Here is a 19921-nt window from a genome sequence, read left to right on the forward strand (position 1 = left end):
AAAGCGCTGGAGGAAGTCATGAGCGATCTGCCGGGTATTGTCGTCACAGGTGTGTCGGGCCGCATGGGGCAGATGCTGGTGAAAACCATTCAGGCCAGCGGCAAGGCGCGTCTGGTCGCCGGGGTGGAACGCGAAGGCAGCCCCTGGATCGGCCGCGATCTTGGCGAATGCATGGGCGGCCAGCCGAATGGCATCATCGTGACCGATGACCCGGTCGGAGCCTTCGCCAAAGCCCAGGGCGTGATAGATTTCACCTCGCCCGCGGCCACGGTGGAATTTGCCGGCCTCGCCGCCCAGGCCCGCGCGGTGCATGTGATCGGCACCACCGGCCTCAGCGATGCGGATATCGCGAAACTCGGCGCGGCGGCGCGCCATGCGGTGATCATCCGCGCCGGCAATATGAGCCTTGGCGTCAATCTTCTGACCGGGCTTGCGCGCAAGGTCGCGGCGGCGCTGGATGAGGACTGGGATATCGAAGTGGTCGAAGCGCATCACCGCCACAAGGTCGACGCGCCGTCCGGCACGGCGCTGATGCTGGGCGAGGCCGCCGCAGAAGGGCGTGGCAAAAGCCTGGCCGAGCTGCGCACTCCCGCCCGCGAAGGCATTACCGGCGCGCGCAGCCGTGGCACGATCGGTTTTTCGGCGATCCGGGGCGGCGATGTCGTGGGCGAACATGATGTGATCTTTGCCGCCGACGGCGAACGCATCGTGCTGCGCCACCTTGCCACGGACCGCTCGATCTTCGCCCGGGGCGCCTTGCGCGCCGTCCTCTGGGGTCAGGGCAAAAAGCCCGGCCATTATGACATGGCGGATGTCCTCGGCCTCTGACGCAGGCGCAGCCATCTCGATCCGGACGGCCGGCCTGTTCCAGGCCTGAATATATACGCGCGGGGCGCTTGCGCAGTCAGGCTCAGGCGCTCCGTCAGCCCGTCAACAGGTGCTCCGTCGATCAGAAATCGACCGCGAGCCCCTTCTTCTCCCAATCGCCATAGCGAACCGGCTCCAGCCCGTCGCGTCCGCCATATTCTTTTGGCACCGCCTGATCGCCCAAAGCCTTGCGCCGCGCCTCGGCTTCGGCAAGCGCCCGCAGCGCCTCGGGCGGCAGATCGCGTTTTTCTTCCGGTTGGCAATCGGTCATGGCAGCGGTTCCTCTCCGGTCCTTGTCTGTGATACAGCGCCGGACGGCAGGTGCAAAGGGGCGCAGAATGGCTGAAGGTATAGCGGCACGGGCAGCGGCGGTGGCAGCACTGAATGCGGTCCTGGGCGAGGGCAGGATGCTCGCAGAGCTCGCCGAACCAGATCTCGCGCCGCAGGACCGTGCCCGTGCGGCTCGTCTGACAGAAGAAGTGCTGCGTAGGCTGGACCCAGCCGACCGCATCCTTGCGCCAAAGCTGCGCAAATCGCCGCCGCTCGCCCTGATGAATATTCTCCGGCTCGGGCTGGTGGAAATGGCACTGGGCGCCGCCCCCTATGGCGTGGTGAATGCCTGCGTCGCCATCGCGCAGCAGGACCGTAAAACCCGGCATATGTCCGGCCTCGTCAATGCCGTGCTGCGCGGGATCGACCCGGCCGCCCTCGCAGAGCAGCCGGTGCAGAAACTGCCACGCTGGCTGCGCCAGCCGCTGGTGCAGAAATGGGGCCGCGATGCGGTCCAGCAGATGGAAACCGTGTTCGCTGCCCCACCGCCGCTTGATCTGACGCTGCGCCCGGAAGGCCCGCATCCCGAGGGCGAGATGATGCCAACCGGCAGTCTGCGCCTTTCCGATCCGGGCCGGATCACCGCCCTTCCCGGCTATGCCGAAGGCGGCTGGTGGGTGCAGGATATGGCCGCCGCAATACCGGCGCGGCTCTTGCAGGCGCAGGCCGGAGAGCGGGTGCTTGATCTCTGCGCGGCGCCTGGCGGCAAGACGATGCAGCTGGCAGCCACCGGCGCCGCGGTCACTGCGCTTGATATTTCGGCGGCGCGGCTGCGGCGGGTTGAGGAAAACCTGGCACGCACCGGTCTGCAGGCGCAACTGATCGCCGCCGACGCCCTGCATTGGGAGCCGGATGGCCTCTTTGACGCGATCCTGCTGGATGCGCCCTGTTCGGCCAGCGGCACCATCCGCCGTCATCCCGATCTGCCCTTCATCAAGGATGGCAGCGAGATCAGAGGCCTGGCCGAATTGCAATCGCAGCTGATCGACAGGGCGCTGTCCTGGCTGAAACCTGGCGGGAGACTGGTATTCGCCACCTGCTCGCTCCTGCCGGAAGAGGGCGAGCTCCAGCTGGATGCCGCCCTGGCCCGGCATCCCGGGCTGAAAACCACCCGCCTTGAGCTTGACGGCATCAGTTCCGACTGGTGGACAGAAAGCGGCGGGCTGCGGTTGCGCCCGGATTACCTCGCGTCGCAGGGCGGTATGGACGGGTTTTTCATGATGCGCCTCCATCGTCCCTGAGGCGCCCCTGAGGGCCGCAAATTTCTTAAGTAAGAAATTTGGCCTGAATTTTTCTGAAAATTCCGCGCCCGCCGCTGGCGGGCGGTCAATCCAGCTCGCGGGCTTCCGACACAAGCATGACCGGAACACCGCCCCGCACCGGGAAGGCCAGTTTCGCTGATTTCGAAACCAGTTCCTGCTTCTCACTGTCCCAGATCAGCGCCCCATGCGTGACCGGGCAGATCAGGGCCTCGAGCATCCGCCGGTCGAAAGCGTTCGGTTTCTGGTCGTCATTGCCGGTCTCGCTCATTGCAGCACCTCATCGCCATTGCCGCCCCTGAGGGCGAATTCCACCAAAGTCACCAATGTCTCACGCCGTGTTGCAAGATCCGGGGTTTCCAGCAGGGCCTGGCGGTCCTCGGGCGACAGCGGAACCAGCATGGAGAGGGAATTGATGAGAATCTCATCCGGAGCTGCCTCCAGCCCCTTCCAGTCAGCGCTCAGATCCCGGCCCGCCAGATAGCGCGAGATCAGCGAGAACAGCGCCGGCCGGTCGAGGCCTCTATCCTCTTCGGGTCCGCCCAGATCACGCTCAAAGGGTGACCAGTCCACATTGAAACGGCGATAGGGGGTAAAGCCCTCTACCTCGTCGCCCATGCGGAACCGCGCGAGACCCGCAAGCGTGATCATATAGCGGCGGTCATCGGTTTCACCAAGTTGCACCAGACGACCGGCGCAGCCGATGGTCGAAAGCCGGTCCTCGCCCAGCGGGCAGACCATACCGATCAGCCGGTGCGGATGTTTCAGGCAATCGTCGATCATCGCGAGATAGCGCGGCTCGAATATATGCAAAGGCAGCCGCGCCCGGGGCAAGAGCAATGCACCGGGCAACGGGAAGACCGGGAGCGTCCCCGGCAGATCTGCCAGCGAGGGCCGCAGCGGAAACATCTCAGGCAAAGATCATCGAAGAGAGCTTACGGCGCCCTTTCAGTACGATCGGGTCCTGTGGCTTCAGCGCGTCGAAAATGGTGAAGAGCTGCGCGCGCGCAGCGCCGTCATTCCATTCGCGGTCGCGCCGGAACAATTCCAGCAACTGGTCCACCGCCTCATCGATCTTTCCGCTGGCATTGAGTGCCACGGCAAGATCAAACCGCGCCTGGTGATTTGCCGGGTCCGCGTCGACGGCGGCCTGCAGCTCGGCCTCGGGGCCGGCATTGGCAGCCTGCCGCGCCAGTTCCAGCTGCGCGCGGGCGGCCTCGACCTCCTGCGCGCCGGCAATTGCGGCCGGAACCGTCTGCAAAAGTGCCTCGGCGGCGTCAAAATCGCCGGCGCCGATATGGCTGCGGGCGAGACCACCAAAAGCGGCCGCATTTTCAGGTTCTTCACCAAGGATGGCCGCGAATGTCTCGACCGCATCGGCATAGTCGCCGTTTGTCAGCATCTCTTCGGCGGCCGCCAAGGCATCGCCCAGGCCCCCGTCATCACCGCCAAGCGCCACCAGTTTCTCGACGAATTTCTTGATTTCCGAGCCGGGAAGCGCGCCCTGGAAGCCATCAACCGGCTGGCCCTGCCAGAAGGCATAGACCGTCGGGATCGACTGCACGCGCAGCTGACCGGCGACCATCTGGTTCTGATCCACATCGATCTTGACCAGCCGCACCTTGCCTTTCGTCGCCGTGACCGCAGCCTCCAGCGCCGGCCCGAGCTGCTTGCACGGCCCGCACCAGGTCGCCCAGAAATCAACGATCACCGGCACCTCGCGCGAGGCGTCGATCACATCGGCCATGAATGTCGCATCAGATCCGTCTTTGATCAGATCGCCAGGCTGGCTGGCGGCGGGCTTTTGTGTCTCATCAAGACCGAGCATGCTGTCCTCACTTTCGCGGCTTTGCCCCTATATGCGCGCTGATGTCGCAGTCGCCAAGGGGGCGCGCGCCCCTTCCTGCCTGATCGCTTCCCCGATCAGGCGAGCGCGGCACATTCCCCATGTTGCGGGCAACTGGTCAGATGGTCATTCACCATCCCCGCCGCCTGCATGAAGGCATAGGTGATCGCCGGGCCGCAAAAATTGAAACCCCGTTTTTTCAGGGCTTTGGACATGGCGGTGCTCTCAGGAGTGGACGCCACGGCCTCTGCCATCGACCCGAGCCGGTTCTGCAACACCCCGCCGCCGGTGAAAGACCAGATCCAGGGCGAGAACCCCTCGGCTGCCTCGATCTCGAGAAACGCGCGGGCCGAGCGGATTGTGCTCTCGATCTTGCCGCGATGGCGCACGATGCCGGGGTCAAGAAGCAGGCGCTCTACCTCGGCCGCGCCCCAGGAGGCGATGGTTTCCGGCTGAAAGCCCTGAAAGGCTGCGCGGAAATTCTCCCTTTTTTTCAATATCGTGTACCAGGAGAGGCCAGCCTGGAAGCCTTCGAGGATCAGCATTTCCCACAGCGCGCGCGGGTCGCGCTCAGGCCGGCCCCATTCCTCATCGTGATAGGCGACATAAAGCGGGTCTGTGCCGCACCAGGGACAGCGTTGCGTGGAATCGGCAGTCATATTGGCCTCCCGGAATAGGCAAAATTTGAAACAAACGCAGAACGTTCAGCCTCGGTTTACCCATCTTCGCGCAGAGTGTCACCCGAACAATAAGGACAGCGGGGATGAGCTTCGAACAGGCGCGGCGCAAGAAAGTCGATCTCGAAGGCCAGGAAGCCTCTCCTTTTGCCATCGCGGTTTCCTCGGCAGAACGCGCGGTGCTGCACATGGTGCGCGAGGCGTTGCAGCACAAGCGGATGCGCCTGGCCTTCCAGCCCGCCGTTTATGCCGCCGCCCCTGATATTATCGGCTTTTATGAAGGCTATATCCGGCTGCTGGATGAAAAGCAGATGACGATTCCGGCGCGCGACTTCATGTCGGTTGCCGAAACCCGCGAGCTTGGGCGCGAAATCGACGTGGCGGCGTTGCGGCTGGGGCTGACGACGCTGCGGCGCAATCCCGGGGTACGAATCGCGGTCAATATGTCGGCGAGATCGGTGGGCTATAAACCCTGGACGCAGCTTTTGCGCCGCGTGCTGGGCGAAAACCCCGGCATCGGCAAAGGGCTGATCTTAGAAATCAGCGAGGCCTCGGCGATGCAGATGCCCGATGTGCTGATCCCCTTCATGGACGAGTTGCGGGGATATGGCATCACCTTCACCCTGGATGATTTCGGCGACAGCGTCACCTCGCTGAGCCTGCTTCATGAATTCGGCTTCGACATCGCCAAGCTCGACGGCCGCTTTATCCGCAACTGCAACAGGGATCCGGAAAACCAGCCGATCCTGCGCGCAGCCATCGCCATGGCGCAGGAATTTGGCATGTTCCTCGTGGCCGAAGCGGTCGAAAGCAACGAAGAAGCGAACTGGCTGCGGGAGCAGGGCGTCGGGTGTCTGCAGGGCTATCTGTTCGGCCGGCCGGAACTCGATCCCGATTTCAGCCTGTATCTCCGCGCCAGGCATGCGGCGGCAACCGCAGGCTGAGGTCAAAAACTGTCGCGCAATATTCTTGCGTATTTCTTCTGATTGTGTCCCTCTTCGCCAAAGAAGACCCTGCGGGCCGCCCGATCCCCTCGCGGATCTCTGCCCGACGTTACTGCCTGAGGAGAGGCTTCAGATGACAAATATCGTAATCGTTTCGGCCGCACGGACCGCCGTGGGCTCGTTCAATGGGGCTTTCGCCAATACACCGGCGCATGAACTGGGAGCGAGTGTGATCGAGGCCGTTATCGCCCGGGCCGGGATCGACAAATCCGACATCGATGAAACCATTCTGGGCCAGGTGCTCACCGCAGGTCAGGGCCAGAACCCGGCCCGTCAGGCGCATATCCTCGCCGGCCTTCGCAAGGAAAGCCCGGCCTGGTCGATCAACCAGGTCTGCGGTTCGGGCCTGCGCACGGTCGCACTTGGCGCCCAGCAGATCCAGACCGGCGCGGCCGGGATCGTCATCGCCGGCGGTCAGGAAAGCATGAGTCTCTCGCCCCATGTCGCGCATCTGCGCGCCGGCACCAAAATGGGCGACATGAAGATGATCGACTCGATGATCAAAGATGGCCTCTGGGATGCGTTCAACAACTATCACATGGGCCAGACCGCCGAGAATGTCGCTGCCCAGTGGCAGATCTCGCGCGAACAGCAAGATGAATTCGCCGTCGCCAGCCAGAACAAGGCCGAAGCAGCGCAGAAAGCCGGCAAGTTCAAAGACGAGATCGCGCCCTTCACGGTGAAGACCCGCAAAGGCGATATTCTGGTCGACAGCGACGAATATATCCGTCACGGCGCCACGATCGAGGCGATGCAAAAGCTGAAACCCGCCTTCACCAAAGACGGAACCGTGACCGCCGCCAATGCGTCCGGCCTCAATGACGGCGCGGCCGCCGTATTGCTGATGACCGAAGAGGAAGCCGCGAAGCGCGGGCTGAAAGTCCTCGCCCGGATTGCCTCTCATGCGACGGCTGGTCTTGATCCGTCGATCATGGGTGTCGGCCCGATCTATGCGTCGCGCAAAGCGCTGGACAAGGCCGGCTGGAAGGCCGCTGACCTTGACCTCGTTGAGGCGAACGAGGCCTTTGCCGCTCAGGCCTGCGCGGTGAACAAGGACATGGGCTGGGATCCGGCAAAGGTGAACGTCAATGGGGGCGCGATCGCTATCGGTCACCCGATCGGCGCTTCGGGCGCGCGGATCCTCAATACGCTGATCTTCGAGATGAACCGGTCGGGTGCGAAGAAAGGCCTCGCCACGCTTTGCATCGGCGGCGGCATGGGTGTCGCGATGTGCCTTGAGCGCGAGTGACATCAAATATTTGTAATATAAAACTAAATTCAGGGGCACCGGCGCGATCCGGTGCCCTTTTCCATAGCAGGGCTGCCTTAAAAACATACAACCACGATGAAACTATGATGCGCAGGAAAAATAATAATTGAAACAATGTTGCGCACCCGTGTAACTGCCGTTAGCTTCACGGGAACAGCTTATCTGAGGAGGAATCATGTCCAGAGTTGCACTCGTCACCGGCGGTTCTCGCGGCATCGGCGCGGCTATTTCAATCGCGCTGAAAGCGGCTGGCTATAAGGTTGCAGCAAATTATGCCGGCAATGACGATGCGGCCAGGGCCTTTACCGCGGAAACCGGCATTCCGGCCTATAAATGGTCAGTTGCAGATTACGATGCCTGCGTTGAAGGCATCAAAAAGGTCGAGGCCGATCTGGGACCGGTCGATGTGCTGGTGAACAATGCCGGCATCACCCGCGATGCCATGTTCCACAAAATGACCCCCGGCCAGTGGAAAGAAGTCATCGACACCAATCTGACCGGCCTGTTTAATATGACCCACCCGCTCTGGTCGGGTATGCGGGATCGCAAATTCGGCCGCGTGATCAATATTTCTTCGATCAACGGGCAAAAAGGTCAGGCGGGCCAGGCGAATTACTCGGCGGCCAAATCCGGAGATCTCGGCTTTACCAAGTCTCTGGCCCAGGAGGGGGCGCGGGCCGGCATCACGGTAAATGCGATCTGCCCCGGCTATATTGGCACCGAGATGGTGCGTGCCATCGACGAGAAAGTCCTCGCCGAACGCATCATCCCGCAAATCCCGGTCGGCCGCCTCGGCGAGCCGGAAGAGATCGCGCGCTGCGTGGCCTTCCTTGCCTCGGATGATGCCGGGTTCATCACCGGATCGACCATCTCTGCAAACGGCGGCCAGTTCGTCGTCTGACGGATCCCGGCACGCCACAGGAAAGGCCCGCCCCGGCGGGTCTTTCTCTTTATGCGGTGCCGGATTACAAGGGCGCCGGAGTTTTTACAGAAAACTCCGGGCCGTTTCCTTACTTAAGGAAACGCGGGCAGGAGAGCTGAAATGTCGCAAAACAAGGCTACGGCCATCGGATTCAGCGCAGTCCTGATGTGGGCCTTGCTGGCCCTTCTGACCATCGGATCAGATCCCGTACCGCCCTTCCTGCTCAACGCGATCTGTTTTGCCATTGGCGGTGGCATCGGGCTGGTCTGGACGGCGCGAAACGGGTTCCATCTGTTGAAGACCGTCTCCTGGAAAGTCTATGCTTTTGGAACGATTGGTCTTTTCGGATATCATTTTCTTTACTTCACCGCTTTCCGCGTGTCACCCACCGCAGAAACCGGGCTGATCGCCTATCTCTGGCCGCTGTTCCTCGTTCTTTTTTCCGGCCTTTTGCCGGGAGAGAAACTGCGCATGCCGCAACTGCTCGGGGCAGCTGTCGCCTTTACGGGTGCTGCGCTGATCATCCTTGGCGGCGGCAAAGAAAGCGGTTTCAACACGACCGGCATGATCCTGGCCTTTGGCTGCGCCCTCACCTGGTCGGCCTATTCGGTCATCTCGCGCCGTCTCGGCAATGTGCCGACAGAAAGCGTCACCATCTTCTGTCTCGCCTCCGCGGCCTTGTCGCTGGTCGCACATCTGGCGCTGGAGGAGACCCTGTGGCCCACCGGCACTGCCGGCTGGCTCTCGGTGCTTCTGCTTGGGATTGGCCCGGTGGGCGCAGCGTTCTTCACCTGGGATATCGGCATGAAAAGAGGCGACATCCAGCTGCTGGGTGTCGCCTCTTATGCTGCCCCTTTGCTGTCGACGCTTGCCCTGATCATCGCGGGCAAAGCCGAAGCCAGCTGGGCGATTCTTGCGGCGGCGATCCTGATCACCGGCGGTGCGCTGATCGCCTCACGCAAGGCGTCCTGATCCACCTGCTCCCGGGCTTTTCCGGGCGGGCCTCAGGAGAATTCACTCAGTGGGATGCGCTGAGGCGGCCAATTTCCTCTTTCAGCCGGAGCTTCTGGCGCTTCCATTCTGCGATCTGGGTTGCATCCGTCGCGGGGCTGCGTTGCCCTTTCTCGACTTTATCAGAGAGCACCTCGTGCTTCTTGCGAAGTTCTGCCAGATGCGAAGAAATGGTCATTTCGTCCTCCTGTATGGTTCGCGTAAGGAGGATTGCAGCACGGAACGCGAGTCGTGTCATCTCTCTTTCATTTGATCGCAACAAATACTGCCGGTAATTCTCTTTTAATCAGCCGAAACGCGCCGGCAGGGCTGCACCGTCACGCAAAATTGCATTTGCTTCCGCAGTATAGCTTTCGCGGTCACCGTCATGCGCCAGGCCTTCATGGATCACCAGCGGCGGGAACAGACGAAAAGCAGCACGTCCCCCTTTCTTTGCCCGCAAAATCACCCGGAGCGCTTCACGCCCCTCACGTGCCGCCAGCGGCAGGATCGAGGCCGAGCCGAGCTTGGGCGCAAGTGCCGCCAGAAGCTCGGGCACCGAATCCGCGCCTGCGATCAGTGTCAGCCAGCCGCCGGGCGCGAGGCGCCTCGTGGCCGCCGCGACCCATTCCGACACCGGCAGGACCACCTGCATCGCTTTCGCCCGGATATCCACCGGCGAGGCGCTGCCCCCGGCCGGATACCAGGGCGGATTGGCGACCACATGGTCGAAATCATGGCGAAGGGCCAGCGGCATCCGGCTCAGATCGCCCTCATGCACCTCCATCGCGATGCCATTGCGCTCTGCATTCCTGCGCGCAAGGGCTGCGTAAAGCGGCTGCACTTCCAGCCCCGCGAGCCGCAGACCCGGCACCCTGGCGGCAAGACACAGCGAGACCGCCCCTGCCCCGCAGCCCAGATCCAGCACCTGCTGGCCCGGCTTTGCGCCACAGGCCGCCGCAAGCAGCACCGCATCCGTCGCCGCCCGGTATCCTCTGAGCGGCTGCCAGAGCCTGAGCCTGCCGCACAGGAATTTGTCATCCGACAAATCCCCATCGGCAAACTGCTCCGTGCTCATGGCGAAACCTCCAGGCCGTTATCCGTCACAATCGCCCGCGCCATAAAGAGGTCGCGGTCTGCAACCATCAGGCGGCGCGGCAAAATTCCGAGTGAACCATCGAGTACACTCATGTGGACGTCCAGATCGAAGGCTGTTATTCCCTCGCCCTCAAGAAGGGCCGTCGCAAAGGCGATCACCGTCGGGTCGGTCGTGCGCAAAAGCTCTTTCATAGGTTTTGGGTAACCGCAGCGGGCCGTCAGGGCAAGAGGCGCCTGCCCGCCAGGAGTTGACCTGAGTGTTTGGGGATGAAGATGGACGGCAGTGACAACGCGCATCGCGGTCCGCAGGATCGGCTGGCGGAGGCTCTGGCCCCGGATATGGCCGCCGTCAACGCGATCATCCGTGCGCGGATGGCCAGTGAACATGCGCCCCGCATCCCCGAAGTCACCGCCCATCTGATCGAGGCCGGCGGCAAACGGATCCGCCCGATGCTGGTGCTCGCCGCGGCGCATATCTGCGGCTATCCGGCCAGAAATCCGGGCGGTGAAGACCACCAGAAGCTCGCCGCCACGGTTGAGTTCATCCATACCGCCACGCTTTTGCATGATGATGTCGTCGATGAAAGCGCGCAGCGCCGCGGCCGGCCGACCGCCAATCTGTTATGGGACAACAAGTCCTCGGTGCTGGTCGGTGACTATCTTTTCGCCCGCGCCTTCCAGTTGATGGTCGAACCGGGCAGCCTGCGCGTGCTCGACATTCTCGCCAATGCCTCGGCGACGATTGCCGAAGGCGAGGTGCTGCAACTCACCGCCGCCCGGGATCTGGCCACCACAGAGGACACCTATATCCGGGTGGTGCGCGGCAAGACGGCAGCATTGTTTTCAGCGGCAACGGAATCCGGTGCCGAGATTGCCGGAGCGACGCCCGATCAGGTCCGGGCGCTCTATACTTATGGCGACGCGCTTGGCATCGCCTTCCAGATTGCCGATGACCTGCTGGATTACGGTGGCACCTCGGCCGTGATCGGCAAGAACACCGGCGATGATTTCCGCGAACGCAAGCTGACCCTGCCGCTGATCAAGGCGGTCGCCAAAGCCGATACGGAAGAACAGGCCTTCTGGACCCGCGTCATCGCCAAAGGCGATCAGCACGACGGCGATCTGGAGCTTGCGATTTCGCTGATGGAACGCCACGGCGCCCTGACCGCCGCCCGCGCCGATGCGCTCGCCTGGGCCGCGACCGCGCGCGCCGCGCTGGCGCCGCTCCCCGATCATCCGCTCAAGGCGATCCTGGGCGATCTTGCGGATTTCGTGGTTTCGCGCATCGCGTAACCGCGGCCACCGCCGGTACAGCTGACTTTCTTTCCGCGAGCGCCTGTGCTTTCCTTGCGGGAAGGAAGGGGTGTTGCTTGCCTGATCTTCATGCCGACCTGACCGAGGCGCTTTATTCAATTCTGCTCGGGGAAGCGGACTGGTCGCGGTTTCTGAGCCTGTTGGCATCCGATCGCATAAATGGCGGCGCGCTGTTCCTGCTGCAAAATGACCATATGAGTGGCGGTGTCGGACGGCTGGAACTGACCTCAGGCATCGGTGCAAAGCAAATCTCGGATTACGCCGCATATTACTGCCAGCATAACCCCTGGCTGCCCGATCACATCCTGCGCCTCTCCAATGATGTGATCGTCGATCATGAGGTGACCTCGCGCGACTCGCTGAAGCGAACCGAATTTTACAGCGATTTCCTGCGCCCCGCCGGATTTATCGGCTCGGCCGGCGTGACTCTCGGGCGTCGGGGCGGCGAACATATGCTGCTGACCATGATTTTCGGCGACAGTGATCCTGAAATCGCCACGATGATGGGCCATCGGCTTGAGGCCCTGAGGCCGCATCTTCAGCGGGTGATGCGCCATTTCTCTAATCCTGGCAGAGAGACCATGGCCGGCAATTTCGCCGCCGAGGCGCTTGGCGTACTCGGCACCGGGCTTTGCGTGATCGGCGATGATCTGAAACCGGTATCAATTTCGCCGGCGGCTGAAGAGGCGGCACGGCGCGCGGATCTCTTTTCCCTGACCCCGACTGGCCGCATTCACCTTGCAGATGAGGCCGCGCGTCAGTTTCTGGGGCAAATCCTGGCGCGGGGCTATGACGGGCCCACAGAGCACGTCTGGCATCAGAATGGCTACCGACTGACCCTGTTCCGTGCCGCCCGCGCGCCGATATCCGAATTCCTGTGTGGTCCGGCCGGCGGATTGATCATCGAAGAGGCTCAGCTGAGGTCCGAACCGCTGCGAATTGCGCATTTCCAGCAGCGCTATGCCCTGAGTGCGGCCGAAACACGGGTGCTGACGGCGATCACGCAGGGGCTCTCGATCCGGGCGATCGCCGACGCCCACAGCCGCTCGGTCGAAACGATCCGCAGCCAGGTGAAGAGCCTGCTTCACAAGACGGGTTCCGAAAGCCAGCTGGCCCTGATGCGACGCCTGAGCGGGCGAGGCTGAACACTCTCCCTGATCCACTCCTGAACGTGGCCCTGATGCCTGTCCGTATCAGGGCTGAAATCCGGGGGAGGTCACGTTCTGACGGCGCCTCCCCCGGCGAATACGAATGAAAGGGCTTGCTTCAATAGACCATGGATACCCGCGACTTCCGGGGCGACCCATCACCCGGCAGGGTGAAAATGCAGCAGTAATTGTAACGAAGCGCGATCCGCACCTACACCACTGTTCCCGCCCCTGCTGTCCCCGGGGCCACCGCCACCGACTTGACCACCGCGAAGACCCGCATCCCCGGTTCAAGTTCGAGGAGCCTGGCCGAACGCAGGGTAACCTGCGCCAGCAGCGCCGCCTCACCCACGGAAAGGCGCACCAGCACCTCGCCGTCTTTCTCCGAGATTTCCTGCACCGTGCCGTCAAGAATATTCAGTGCCGAAATCGCTTCCGGCTGCTGTCGCGCCAGCATGACATCGCGCGCAAGGATCCGCAGGCGCAGCGTCGTCCCCTCGGCCACGCCCGGCAAAGACAGCCAGAGCGCGCCGCCACCGGTCTCAAGCCGCGTCAGCCCATCGGCATCGGTCGCGCCGACGCGCAGCTTCAGGACCGCCCCCGCCTCGCGCGGTCCAAAGCCGCGCGCGGAAACCGGGTCGGCCAGCACCTCGGCCGCAGGGCCGGCACGGCTCACCTGCCCGGCCTCAAGCATCACCACCGTCGTCGCCAGCCGCGCCACTTCGGCGGGTGAATGGCTGACATAAAGGATCGGCAGCGCCACTGTGTCCCGCAGCCGTTCCAGATAGGGCAGGATTTCGGACTTCCGCGCCTCGTCCAGCGCAGCAAGCGGCTCGTCCATCAACAAAAGATCGGGGTCGGACAAAAGCGCCCGACCAAGCGCCACCCGGCTTTTCTCGCCGCCAGACAGGCGACCGGGGCGGCGGTCCAGCAAGGGGGCGATGCCCAGCAGCTCGACCACCTGATCAAAGGCAGCACCCGCACGGCCCTTTGGCGCGAACCAGCGGCCATAAAGCAGGTTCTGACGCACCGTCAGATGCGGGAAAAGACGTGCATCCTGAAAGACATAGCCGATACGGCGTTTATGTGGCGGCAGGAAGTTTGCGCGCGCGGTATCAAGCAAAACGCGGTCGCCAAGCGTGATCCGGCCCTGATCGGGACGCAAGAGCCCGGCCACCGCATTGACCACCGTGGACTTGCCCGACCCCGAGCGGCCAAAGAGCGCCGTCACCCCCTGGGGCGCGTCGAACCGTACATCCAGCGTGATGCCGGGAAAACGGTGCTGCAGGGAAATCGACAGCGTCATTGCCCTGAAATCCTGCGCGCAACCACCCGCGAGACCCATTCCGACAGCAGGAGCGCCGCCATGGCAATGGCGATGGCGACCCAGACAAGGCGCGCAGCCTGTGCCTCGCCGCCCGGCACCTGCATGAAACTGTAGATTGCCGATGGCAGGGTGCGGGTCTGGCCGGGGATGTTCGATACAAAGGTAATCGTGGCGCCGAATTCCCCCATCGCTTTGGCGAAGGCAAGGATGCAGCCCGCGATCACGCCTGGCAGGATCATCGGCAGCGTCACCGTCAGCCAGACCCAGGGTTTTGATGCCCCCAGCGTGGCGCTCGCCTGTTCCAGTTTCGGATCCACCGCCTCGATGGCAAGCCGCATGGCGCGCACCATCAGCGGGAAGGCCATGACGGCCGCGGCCATCGCGGCCCCGGTCCAGCGAAAGGCAAAGACGATCCCGAACCACTGGTCGAGATATTGCCCCACCGTGCCTTTGCGCCCGAAAGTGATCAGCAGCAGATAGCCGGTGACGACCGGCGGCAGGATCAGCGGCAGATGCACGATGCCATTGAGCACCTGCTTGCCGGGAAACTCCCACCGGGCAAGGGCATGGGCGATGAAAAGGCCGAAAGGCAGGCTGACCAGCACCGCCCAGAACGACACCCGCAGCGAAAGCATCACCGCGTTCCATTCGTCAGGAGACAGCCAGTCCGTCACGCCTCTCAGGCCCTTTCAACAGTCTCAGTTCAGGATCGAAAAGCCTTCTGCGGCGAAGATCCTGTGGGCCTCATCCCCCGAAAGCGCCTCGTAAAAGGCGCGGTCCGCCGCATCTGCCGCGCCGGTCAGCAGGGCGGCAGGGTAGACGATCGGTTTGTGGCTGTCAGCGGGGAAGGTGCCGACCACGGTGACATTATCCTCGGCCACGGCGTCGGTCGCATAGACGATGCCGTAAGGCGCCTCGCCCTGGGCTACCAGCGCCAGCGTCGCGCGGACATTGTCGGCCTGAGCGACCGATCCCTCAACCGCACCCCATTGACCCAGATGTTCCAGCGCAGCCTTGCCATACTGGCCGGCGGGCACGGAATCGATCAAGGCCATGGCAAGCTTCTCATCGCCCAAAAGCGCCTTCAGATCAAAGCCCTCGCCAATCTCGACCGGTGCGGCATCCTTGCCATGTGCGACCAGGACCAGCGTATTGCCCAAAAGATCTTCACGCGCGCCTTCGACAACCAGACCGGCCTTTTCGACCTCATCCATCCAGTTGACGGCGGCCGAGATAAAGATGTCGGCGGGCGCACCCTCGATGATCTGTTTTGCCAGCGCATTCGAGCCGGCATAGGAAATCACCACCGTATTGCCGGTTTCCTCCTGGAATTTCGCCGCGACCTCATCCAGCGCGTTCTTCATCGATGCGGCGGCAAAGACCACAACCTCTTCGGCCTGGGCCATGGCGGGCAGCGCAAGGCTGAAAGCGGTCGCAAACAGTGCAGCGCGGCGGGCGAATTTACGGCTGGCGAAAGACATGGGATTCCTCCGGTTCGATATATCTTTACGGATATAAAGACCGCCAGGACGAACAGGTGCAAGGGTTATTTCCCGACCACCACAACGCCCATAGCCGCAGATCAGGGCTGAGCCGGGGCCAGCATTGTCTCGAGCACCGCGATCTCTTCGGCGCCTGCCTCGCGCGATTTGCGCTCGATCTCGCGGAAAAGCGCCAGCACCTGTTCACCCTCGGGCGTCAGATGCGCGCCGCCCCCGCCCGAGCCGCCGCGCGCGCTGGCGACGAGCGGACTGGCAAAGGCCGCGTTCAGCTCTTCCACCAGCATCCAGGCGCGTTTGTAACTCATCCCCATGGCACGACCGGCCGCCGAGATGGAGCCGGTCTCGCGGATATGTTCCAGCAATTCGGCCTTGCCGGGGCCGACCATCGCATTGTCAAAGTAAAGGCGCAGGAAAAAGCGTTTCATCACACCAGTTTCCCCCTCCTGCGCCCGGCTGGCAAGAGGTCTAGCTGAGATAATGCTCGACCGGACCCAGCGGTTTCGGCGGCTCTTCCCCCAGATGCGGCGCAAGGCTGATCTCGCAGGCGCGGCAGATCGCATCCAGCGCGAGGCCATTTGGGCTGGTGCCGAAGGGATGGCTCAGCTCCTCGGTCACTTCCGCCAGACCAAGGAACATATAGGCCACGATGGCGGTGAATAAAGGCGAAAGCCAGCCGGTGGTTTCCGCCAGTGCCAGTGGCAGCAGCAGGCAATATAGCCAGGTCGTGCGGTAGATCAGCAGCGAATAGACATAGGGCAACGGGCTGTTGGCGATGCGCTCGGCCCCCGCCTGAAGCAGGGCGAGATTGGCCATGCGGGTCGTCAGCGCGCGCGCGCCGAAGCCGTCGATCTCGCCCGACCGGCAGCCCGCGCTCAGCTCCTCGGTGATCGCATCCAGGGCAGCACAGGGCGGATGGGGTGCCGCGCGGAACTGCGCCCCGGGCCCGGTCTCGGGCGGCACCAGCTTGCGCAGGTTGATCCGGTGGGCATGGATGAATTCCAGCGACAGCCGCAGCATCCGCTCGCGCCGCTGCGGGTCGGGCACGAAAGTTCCGACCTCCCGGGCATAGCTGCGCAGATCGGCCAGCAGCCCGCCCCAGAGCTTTCTCGCCTCCCACCAGCGATCATAGGCGGCGGCATTGCGAAACCCGAGGAAAAGCGACAGCCCGATCCCGAACACCGTATAGGCAGCCGCATTCAGATGCGGCACCCAGGGCGTCAGATGATCCAGCAGGACCACCACAAGCGCGAAACAGGCAACAAAGAGCACCGGCGACGCGACCTGGAAGATGATCGAGCCGCGCGTGGCGGTCAGCAGTTGCAGCGGGGTGGGTTTGTCACGGACGATCATCCTGGACCACGACCTTTTCAAATTGGCGATGCGGCACTCGTTGCACAGGCTCGTGACGGCACCACAAGATTTCTTGCCCCCGAAAGCAGAACATGCGTTACTCTGTCGCATCCGGAGTGATGCAGTTCTGCGGGCAATGCCCATATAGCTGGCAGCGGCAGATCGGCGTCACCAACCGGCGACCCTGCAGCCCTGGCTCAGAGAGTAGCAGAAAAGCCGGGCGCCGGGGGAAAGAACTGCTGTTTCCAAGATGCAATTCCGGCCGGGATCCGGGTCCCGGACGGCGGAGGGGGGAAGGCCGATCCATGCCAGGCAATATCACCACCAGCCGCACCATCCGCGACCATGTGGCCCATGTTTCCGCCGCGCTGGAAACGGGTCAGGCAGCGCGGTCTTCGATTGTCGCCTCCTGGGCGCGTTCGGCCCGCCATGGGCTGGCACCATCGGCCCTTGCGCCACGCGATCAGCGGCTGGACGGGATGGGCCTGACCCGGCTGCGCGAGAGGATGGAGCCGGTGACCCGCGCCGCCCGCCCGACGCTGGAGCGGCTGTTTCAGGTGGTCGGCGGTTTTGGCGCCAGCGTGATCCTCGCAAGCGAGGACGGCATTCCCTTTGAACGCCTGGTGAAGCAATCGGAAGACCGCGATTTCCAGGATGCCGGCCTCAGCGCCGGCTCGGACTGGAGCGAAGCGGCGGCCGGCACCAATGGGATCGGCACCTGCCTTGCCGAAGGGCGACCGGTGGTGATCCATCGTGACCAGCATTACCTTGCCGCAAATACCGCGCTGACCTGCGCTTCGGCGCCGATCTGGGATCCTTCGGGAGATCTGGTGGCGGTGCTGGATGTCTCGACCGTGCGCGCCGATATTGCCGAAGGGTTTTCAGGCCTTTTGAGCCATTCGGTGCATGAGGCCGCGCGCCGGATCGAGGCCGATCTTTTCCAGGCGCGCTACAGCGGCGCGCGGATGGTGCTGGTTCCCGGTGCGGATCGCGGCACCGGCGCGCTTCTGGCGGTCGATGCCGATGAACTGGTGATCGGTGCCACGCGCATGGCGCGCCAGCATCTGGGCCTGACCGGTGACCTGGCCAGAAACCCGGTTCCTGCCGCCGATCTGCTGGGCGTCAGCAGCCATCTGCGCCCCGAGGATGGCGAGCGCGCGGTGATCCACCGCGCCATCGCGCGCACCGGCGGCAATATCTCGGCCGCAGCACGGGCGCTTGGGATCAGCCGCGCGACCCTGCATCGCAAAATGGGCCGTCCCGACTGAGTGCGGCCCGACTGACTGCTGCCAGACGGACCGCCGCACTCCCATCGCCCTGACGGGCAGTCGGCAGGACAGACTGTCTCAGAACTGCGACAGCTTTCGCAGTTGCGGCATATTCCCGGGGGTGACCCGCGCGAAATCAGACGCCAGCTTGGTGTCATCAGCCGCAAGGGAGAGCGGCCAATGGAGGAGCTACCATGACCAAGCACGAAGAATTCGGCCTGAGCACTGCGCCCTATAAAACCCGCTATGAAAACTTCATCGGCGGCCAGTGGGTCGCGCCGAAAGCCGGGCGCTATATGGAGAATGTCTCGCCGGTGACCGGCGGTGTGATCTGTGAGGTTCCGCGTTCGGACGCTTCCGATATCGAAGCGGCGCTGGATGCCGCCCATGCCGCCCGTCGTGGCTGGGCACAGACTTCGGCGACGACGCGTTCAAACATCCTGCTGCAGATCGCCGCACGGATCGAAGAGAACCTCGAAGCCATCGCGATTGCCGAAACCTGGGATAACGGCAAGCCCCTGCGCGAGACCATGGCGGCCGATATCCCGTTGGCAGTGGACCATTTCCGCTATTTTGCCGGCGCGATCCGGGCACAGGAGGGCTCGATCGGGCAGATCGATGATGACACCGTCGCCTATCACTTCCACGAACCGCTGGGCGTTGTGGGCCAGATCATCCCCTGGAACTTCCCGATCCTGATGGCGGCCTGGAAACTGGCACCGGCACTCGCGGCGGGGAATTGTGTCGTATTGAAACCGGCGGAACAGACCCCGGCCTCGATCCTGTTCCTGCTTTCATTCATCGAAGACCTGCTGCCGCCAGGCGTGCTGAACATCGTCAACGGCACCGGAACCGAAGCCGGTGCGGCGCTGGCAGCCTCGCCCCGGATTGCCAAGATCGCCTTCACGGGCTCGACCCCTGTGGGCAAGTCGATCATGCGGGCTGCAGCGGATAATCTGACCAATATCACCCTGGAGCTGGGCGGCAAATCGCCGAACATCTTCTTTGAAGACGTGATGGATGAAGATGACGATTACTTCGATAAGGCGCTGGAAGGCTTCACCCTTTTCGCGCTGAACCAGGGCGAGGTCTGCACCTGTCCGTCGCGGGCCCTGATCCAGGAATCGATCTATGACCGGTTCATGGAACGGGCGCTGAAACGGGTCGAAGCCATCGTGGCAGGCGACCCGCGTCAGGCGAATACGATGATCGGCGCCCAGGCTTCGAAACAGCAATTCGACAAGATCTCATCCTATCTCGAACTCGGGCCGAAGGAAGGCGCGAAAGTTCTGACCGGCGGCCAGGCGAACCATTTCAACGGCGACATCTCGAAAGGCTTCTATATCCAGCCGACCGTCTTCGAGGGCACCAACAAGATGCGGGTCTTCCAGGAAGAGATCTTCGGGCCGGTCGTGTCGGTGACCACCTTCAAGACCCAGGACGAGGCAATCGAGATTGCCAATGACACCGTCTTCGGTCTGGGCGCCGGGGTCTGGTCGCGCAATGCAAACACCGCCTACCGCGCCGGTCGTGCGATCGAAGCAGGCCGGGTCTGGACCAATTGCTACCATCTCTATCCCGCCGGCGCGGCCTTTGGCGGGTACAAACAGTCCGGGATCGGGCGCGAGAACCATAAGATGATGCTCGACCATTATCAGGAAACCAAGAACCTGCTGGTCTCCTACAATCCGAAGAAACTCGGTTTCTTCTGAGCCCCACCGATCCGGGGCAAAGCCGGGGGAGAGTACT

General features: G+C 63.1%; 23 protein-coding genes. 10 read left to right on the top strand and 13 right to left on the bottom strand.

What is annotated here, in order from left to right:
• Positions 1–18 precede the first annotated feature (18 nt).
• Positions 19–828 (top strand): 4-hydroxy-tetrahydrodipicolinate reductase, encoded by an 810-nt coding sequence (gene dapB / locus BLW25_RS12405; RefSeq protein WP_092899473.1) that lies wholly within the window; start codon positions 19–21, stop codon positions 826–828.
• Positions 829–949: 121 nt separating this feature from the next.
• Here dapB and BLW25_RS12410 read toward each other — a convergent pair whose 3' ends face one another.
• Positions 950–1138: a DUF1674 domain-containing protein gene (locus tag BLW25_RS12410; protein ID WP_092899475.1), complete on the bottom strand. Its 189-nt coding sequence runs from the start codon at positions 1136–1138 to the stop codon at positions 950–952.
• A 67-nt stretch (positions 1139–1205) separates the two neighbouring features.
• On the opposite strand from BLW25_RS12410, the gene BLW25_RS12415 reads away from it, so the two are divergent.
• Entirely contained in the window at positions 1206–2438 is a 1233-nt protein-coding gene (locus BLW25_RS12415; protein WP_092899477.1) for an RsmB/NOP family class I SAM-dependent RNA methyltransferase, read from the top strand.
• An 85-nt stretch (positions 2439–2523) separates the two neighbouring features.
• On the opposite strand, the gene BLW25_RS12420 is transcribed toward BLW25_RS12415, so the two are convergent.
• From BLW25_RS12420 to BLW25_RS12435, 4 genes are all read right to left on the bottom strand, one after another.
• Entirely contained in the window at positions 2524–2727 is a 204-nt protein-coding gene (locus BLW25_RS12420; protein ID WP_092899478.1) for a Trm112 family protein, read from the bottom strand.
• On the bottom strand, positions 2724–3365 hold the full coding sequence (locus tag BLW25_RS12425) for an LON peptidase substrate-binding domain-containing protein (protein WP_092899480.1): 642 nt from the start codon (positions 3363–3365) through the stop codon (positions 2724–2726). The genes BLW25_RS12420 and BLW25_RS12425 overlap by 4 nt, the downstream gene beginning before the upstream one ends.
• Position 3366: 1 nt before the next feature.
• Entirely contained in the window at positions 3367–4284 is a 918-nt protein-coding gene (locus BLW25_RS12430; RefSeq protein WP_092899482.1) for a thioredoxin family protein, read from the bottom strand.
• Positions 4285–4379: 95 nt separating this feature from the next.
• A complete protein-coding gene (locus tag BLW25_RS12435; protein WP_092899484.1) occupies positions 4380–4961 on the bottom strand; it encodes a DNA-3-methyladenine glycosylase I in 582 nt (193 codons plus the stop codon).
• 104 nt (positions 4962–5065) lie between these two features.
• Between BLW25_RS12435 and BLW25_RS12440 the strand changes: the two genes are divergently transcribed.
• The 4 genes from BLW25_RS12440 (at position 5066) to BLW25_RS12455 (ending at position 9147) form a co-directional block, all read left to right on the top strand.
• Entirely contained in the window at positions 5066–5923 is an 858-nt protein-coding gene (locus tag BLW25_RS12440; protein WP_092899486.1) for an EAL domain-containing protein, read from the top strand.
• Between the two features lie 133 nt (positions 5924–6056).
• Positions 6057–7232: an acetyl-CoA C-acetyltransferase gene (locus tag BLW25_RS12445; RefSeq protein ID WP_092899488.1), complete on the top strand. Its 1176-nt coding sequence runs from the start codon at positions 6057–6059 to the stop codon at positions 7230–7232.
• Positions 7233–7428: 196 nt separating this feature from the next.
• Positions 7429–8154, top strand: coding sequence for a beta-ketoacyl-ACP reductase (locus tag BLW25_RS12450; protein WP_092899490.1), 726 nt, complete (start codon positions 7429–7431; stop codon positions 8152–8154).
• Between the two features lie 141 nt (positions 8155–8295).
• Complete coding sequence (locus BLW25_RS12455) at positions 8296–9147, top strand: aromatic amino acid exporter YddG (protein WP_092899492.1); 852 nt, start codon at positions 8296–8298, stop codon at positions 9145–9147.
• 46 nt (positions 9148–9193) lie between these two features.
• Here BLW25_RS12455 and BLW25_RS12460 read toward each other — a convergent pair whose 3' ends face one another.
• The 3 genes from BLW25_RS12460 to BLW25_RS12470 form a co-directional block, all read right to left on the bottom strand.
• The gene (locus tag BLW25_RS12460; protein WP_092899494.1) at positions 9194–9364 is read right to left on the bottom strand and encodes a YdcH family protein; all 171 of its coding nucleotides are present in this window, start codon (positions 9362–9364) and stop codon (positions 9194–9196) included.
• Positions 9365–9472: 108 nt separating this feature from the next.
• The gene (locus BLW25_RS12465) at positions 9473–10243 is read right to left on the bottom strand and encodes a tRNA1(Val) (adenine(37)-N6)-methyltransferase (protein ID WP_092899496.1); all 771 of its coding nucleotides are present in this window, start codon (positions 10241–10243) and stop codon (positions 9473–9475) included.
• Positions 10240–10455 (bottom strand): putative signal transducing protein, encoded by a 216-nt coding sequence (locus tag BLW25_RS12470; RefSeq protein ID WP_092899498.1) that lies wholly within the window; start codon positions 10453–10455, stop codon positions 10240–10242. The genes BLW25_RS12465 and BLW25_RS12470 overlap by 4 nt, the downstream gene beginning before the upstream one ends.
• Positions 10456–10536: 81 nt before the next feature.
• On the opposite strand from BLW25_RS12470, the gene BLW25_RS12475 reads away from it, so the two are divergent.
• Positions 10537–11556: a polyprenyl synthetase family protein gene (locus BLW25_RS12475; RefSeq protein WP_092902009.1), complete on the top strand. Its 1020-nt coding sequence runs from the start codon at positions 10537–10539 to the stop codon at positions 11554–11556.
• A 77-nt stretch (positions 11557–11633) separates the two neighbouring features.
• Positions 11634–12722: a helix-turn-helix transcriptional regulator gene (locus tag BLW25_RS12480; protein WP_092899500.1), complete on the top strand. Its 1089-nt coding sequence runs from the start codon at positions 11634–11636 to the stop codon at positions 12720–12722.
• Positions 12723–12936: 214 nt separating this feature from the next.
• Here BLW25_RS12480 and modC read toward each other — a convergent pair whose 3' ends face one another.
• The 5 genes from modC to BLW25_RS12505 all read right to left on the bottom strand — a co-directional run bounded on the left by modC (position 12937) and on the right by BLW25_RS12505 (position 16904).
• Positions 12937–14031 (bottom strand): molybdenum ABC transporter ATP-binding protein, encoded by a 1095-nt coding sequence (gene modC, locus BLW25_RS12485; RefSeq protein ID WP_092899502.1) that lies wholly within the window; start codon positions 14029–14031, stop codon positions 12937–12939.
• Positions 14028–14726 carry a molybdate ABC transporter permease subunit gene (gene modB, locus BLW25_RS12490; RefSeq protein WP_092899504.1) on the bottom strand — a complete coding sequence of 233 codons (699 nt, stop codon included), beginning with the start codon at positions 14724–14726 and terminating at the stop codon, positions 14028–14030. Before modB ends, modC begins: the two co-directional genes overlap by 4 nt.
• A gap of 24 nt (positions 14727–14750) precedes the next feature.
• Positions 14751–15533, bottom strand: a complete 783-nt coding sequence (gene modA, locus BLW25_RS12495; protein ID WP_092899506.1) for a molybdate ABC transporter substrate-binding protein — start codon at positions 15531–15533, stop codon at positions 14751–14753.
• A 101-nt stretch (positions 15534–15634) separates the two neighbouring features.
• Positions 15635–15979 (bottom strand): winged helix-turn-helix domain-containing protein, encoded by a 345-nt coding sequence (locus BLW25_RS12500; protein ID WP_253188428.1) that lies wholly within the window; start codon positions 15977–15979, stop codon positions 15635–15637.
• Positions 15980–16019: 40 nt separating this feature from the next.
• Positions 16020–16904, bottom strand: coding sequence for a bestrophin family protein (locus tag BLW25_RS12505; RefSeq protein ID WP_092899508.1), 885 nt, complete (start codon positions 16902–16904; stop codon positions 16020–16022).
• A 305-nt stretch (positions 16905–17209) separates the two neighbouring features.
• Here BLW25_RS12505 and BLW25_RS12510 point away from each other — a divergent pair, with 305 nt between their 5' ends.
• Positions 17210–18172, top strand: coding sequence for a GAF domain-containing protein (locus tag BLW25_RS12510; protein WP_092899510.1), 963 nt, complete (start codon positions 17210–17212; stop codon positions 18170–18172).
• 194 nt (positions 18173–18366) lie between these two features.
• Positions 18367–19884, top strand: coding sequence for an acetaldehyde dehydrogenase ExaC (locus tag BLW25_RS12515; protein WP_092899512.1), 1518 nt, complete (start codon positions 18367–18369; stop codon positions 19882–19884).
• Positions 19885–19921: the final 37 nt, after the last annotated feature.

Source organism: Rhodobacter sp. 24-YEA-8, assembly GCF_900105075.1.
In the GTDB taxonomy this organism is placed as follows: Bacteria; Pseudomonadota; Alphaproteobacteria; order Rhodobacterales; family Rhodobacteraceae; genus Pseudogemmobacter.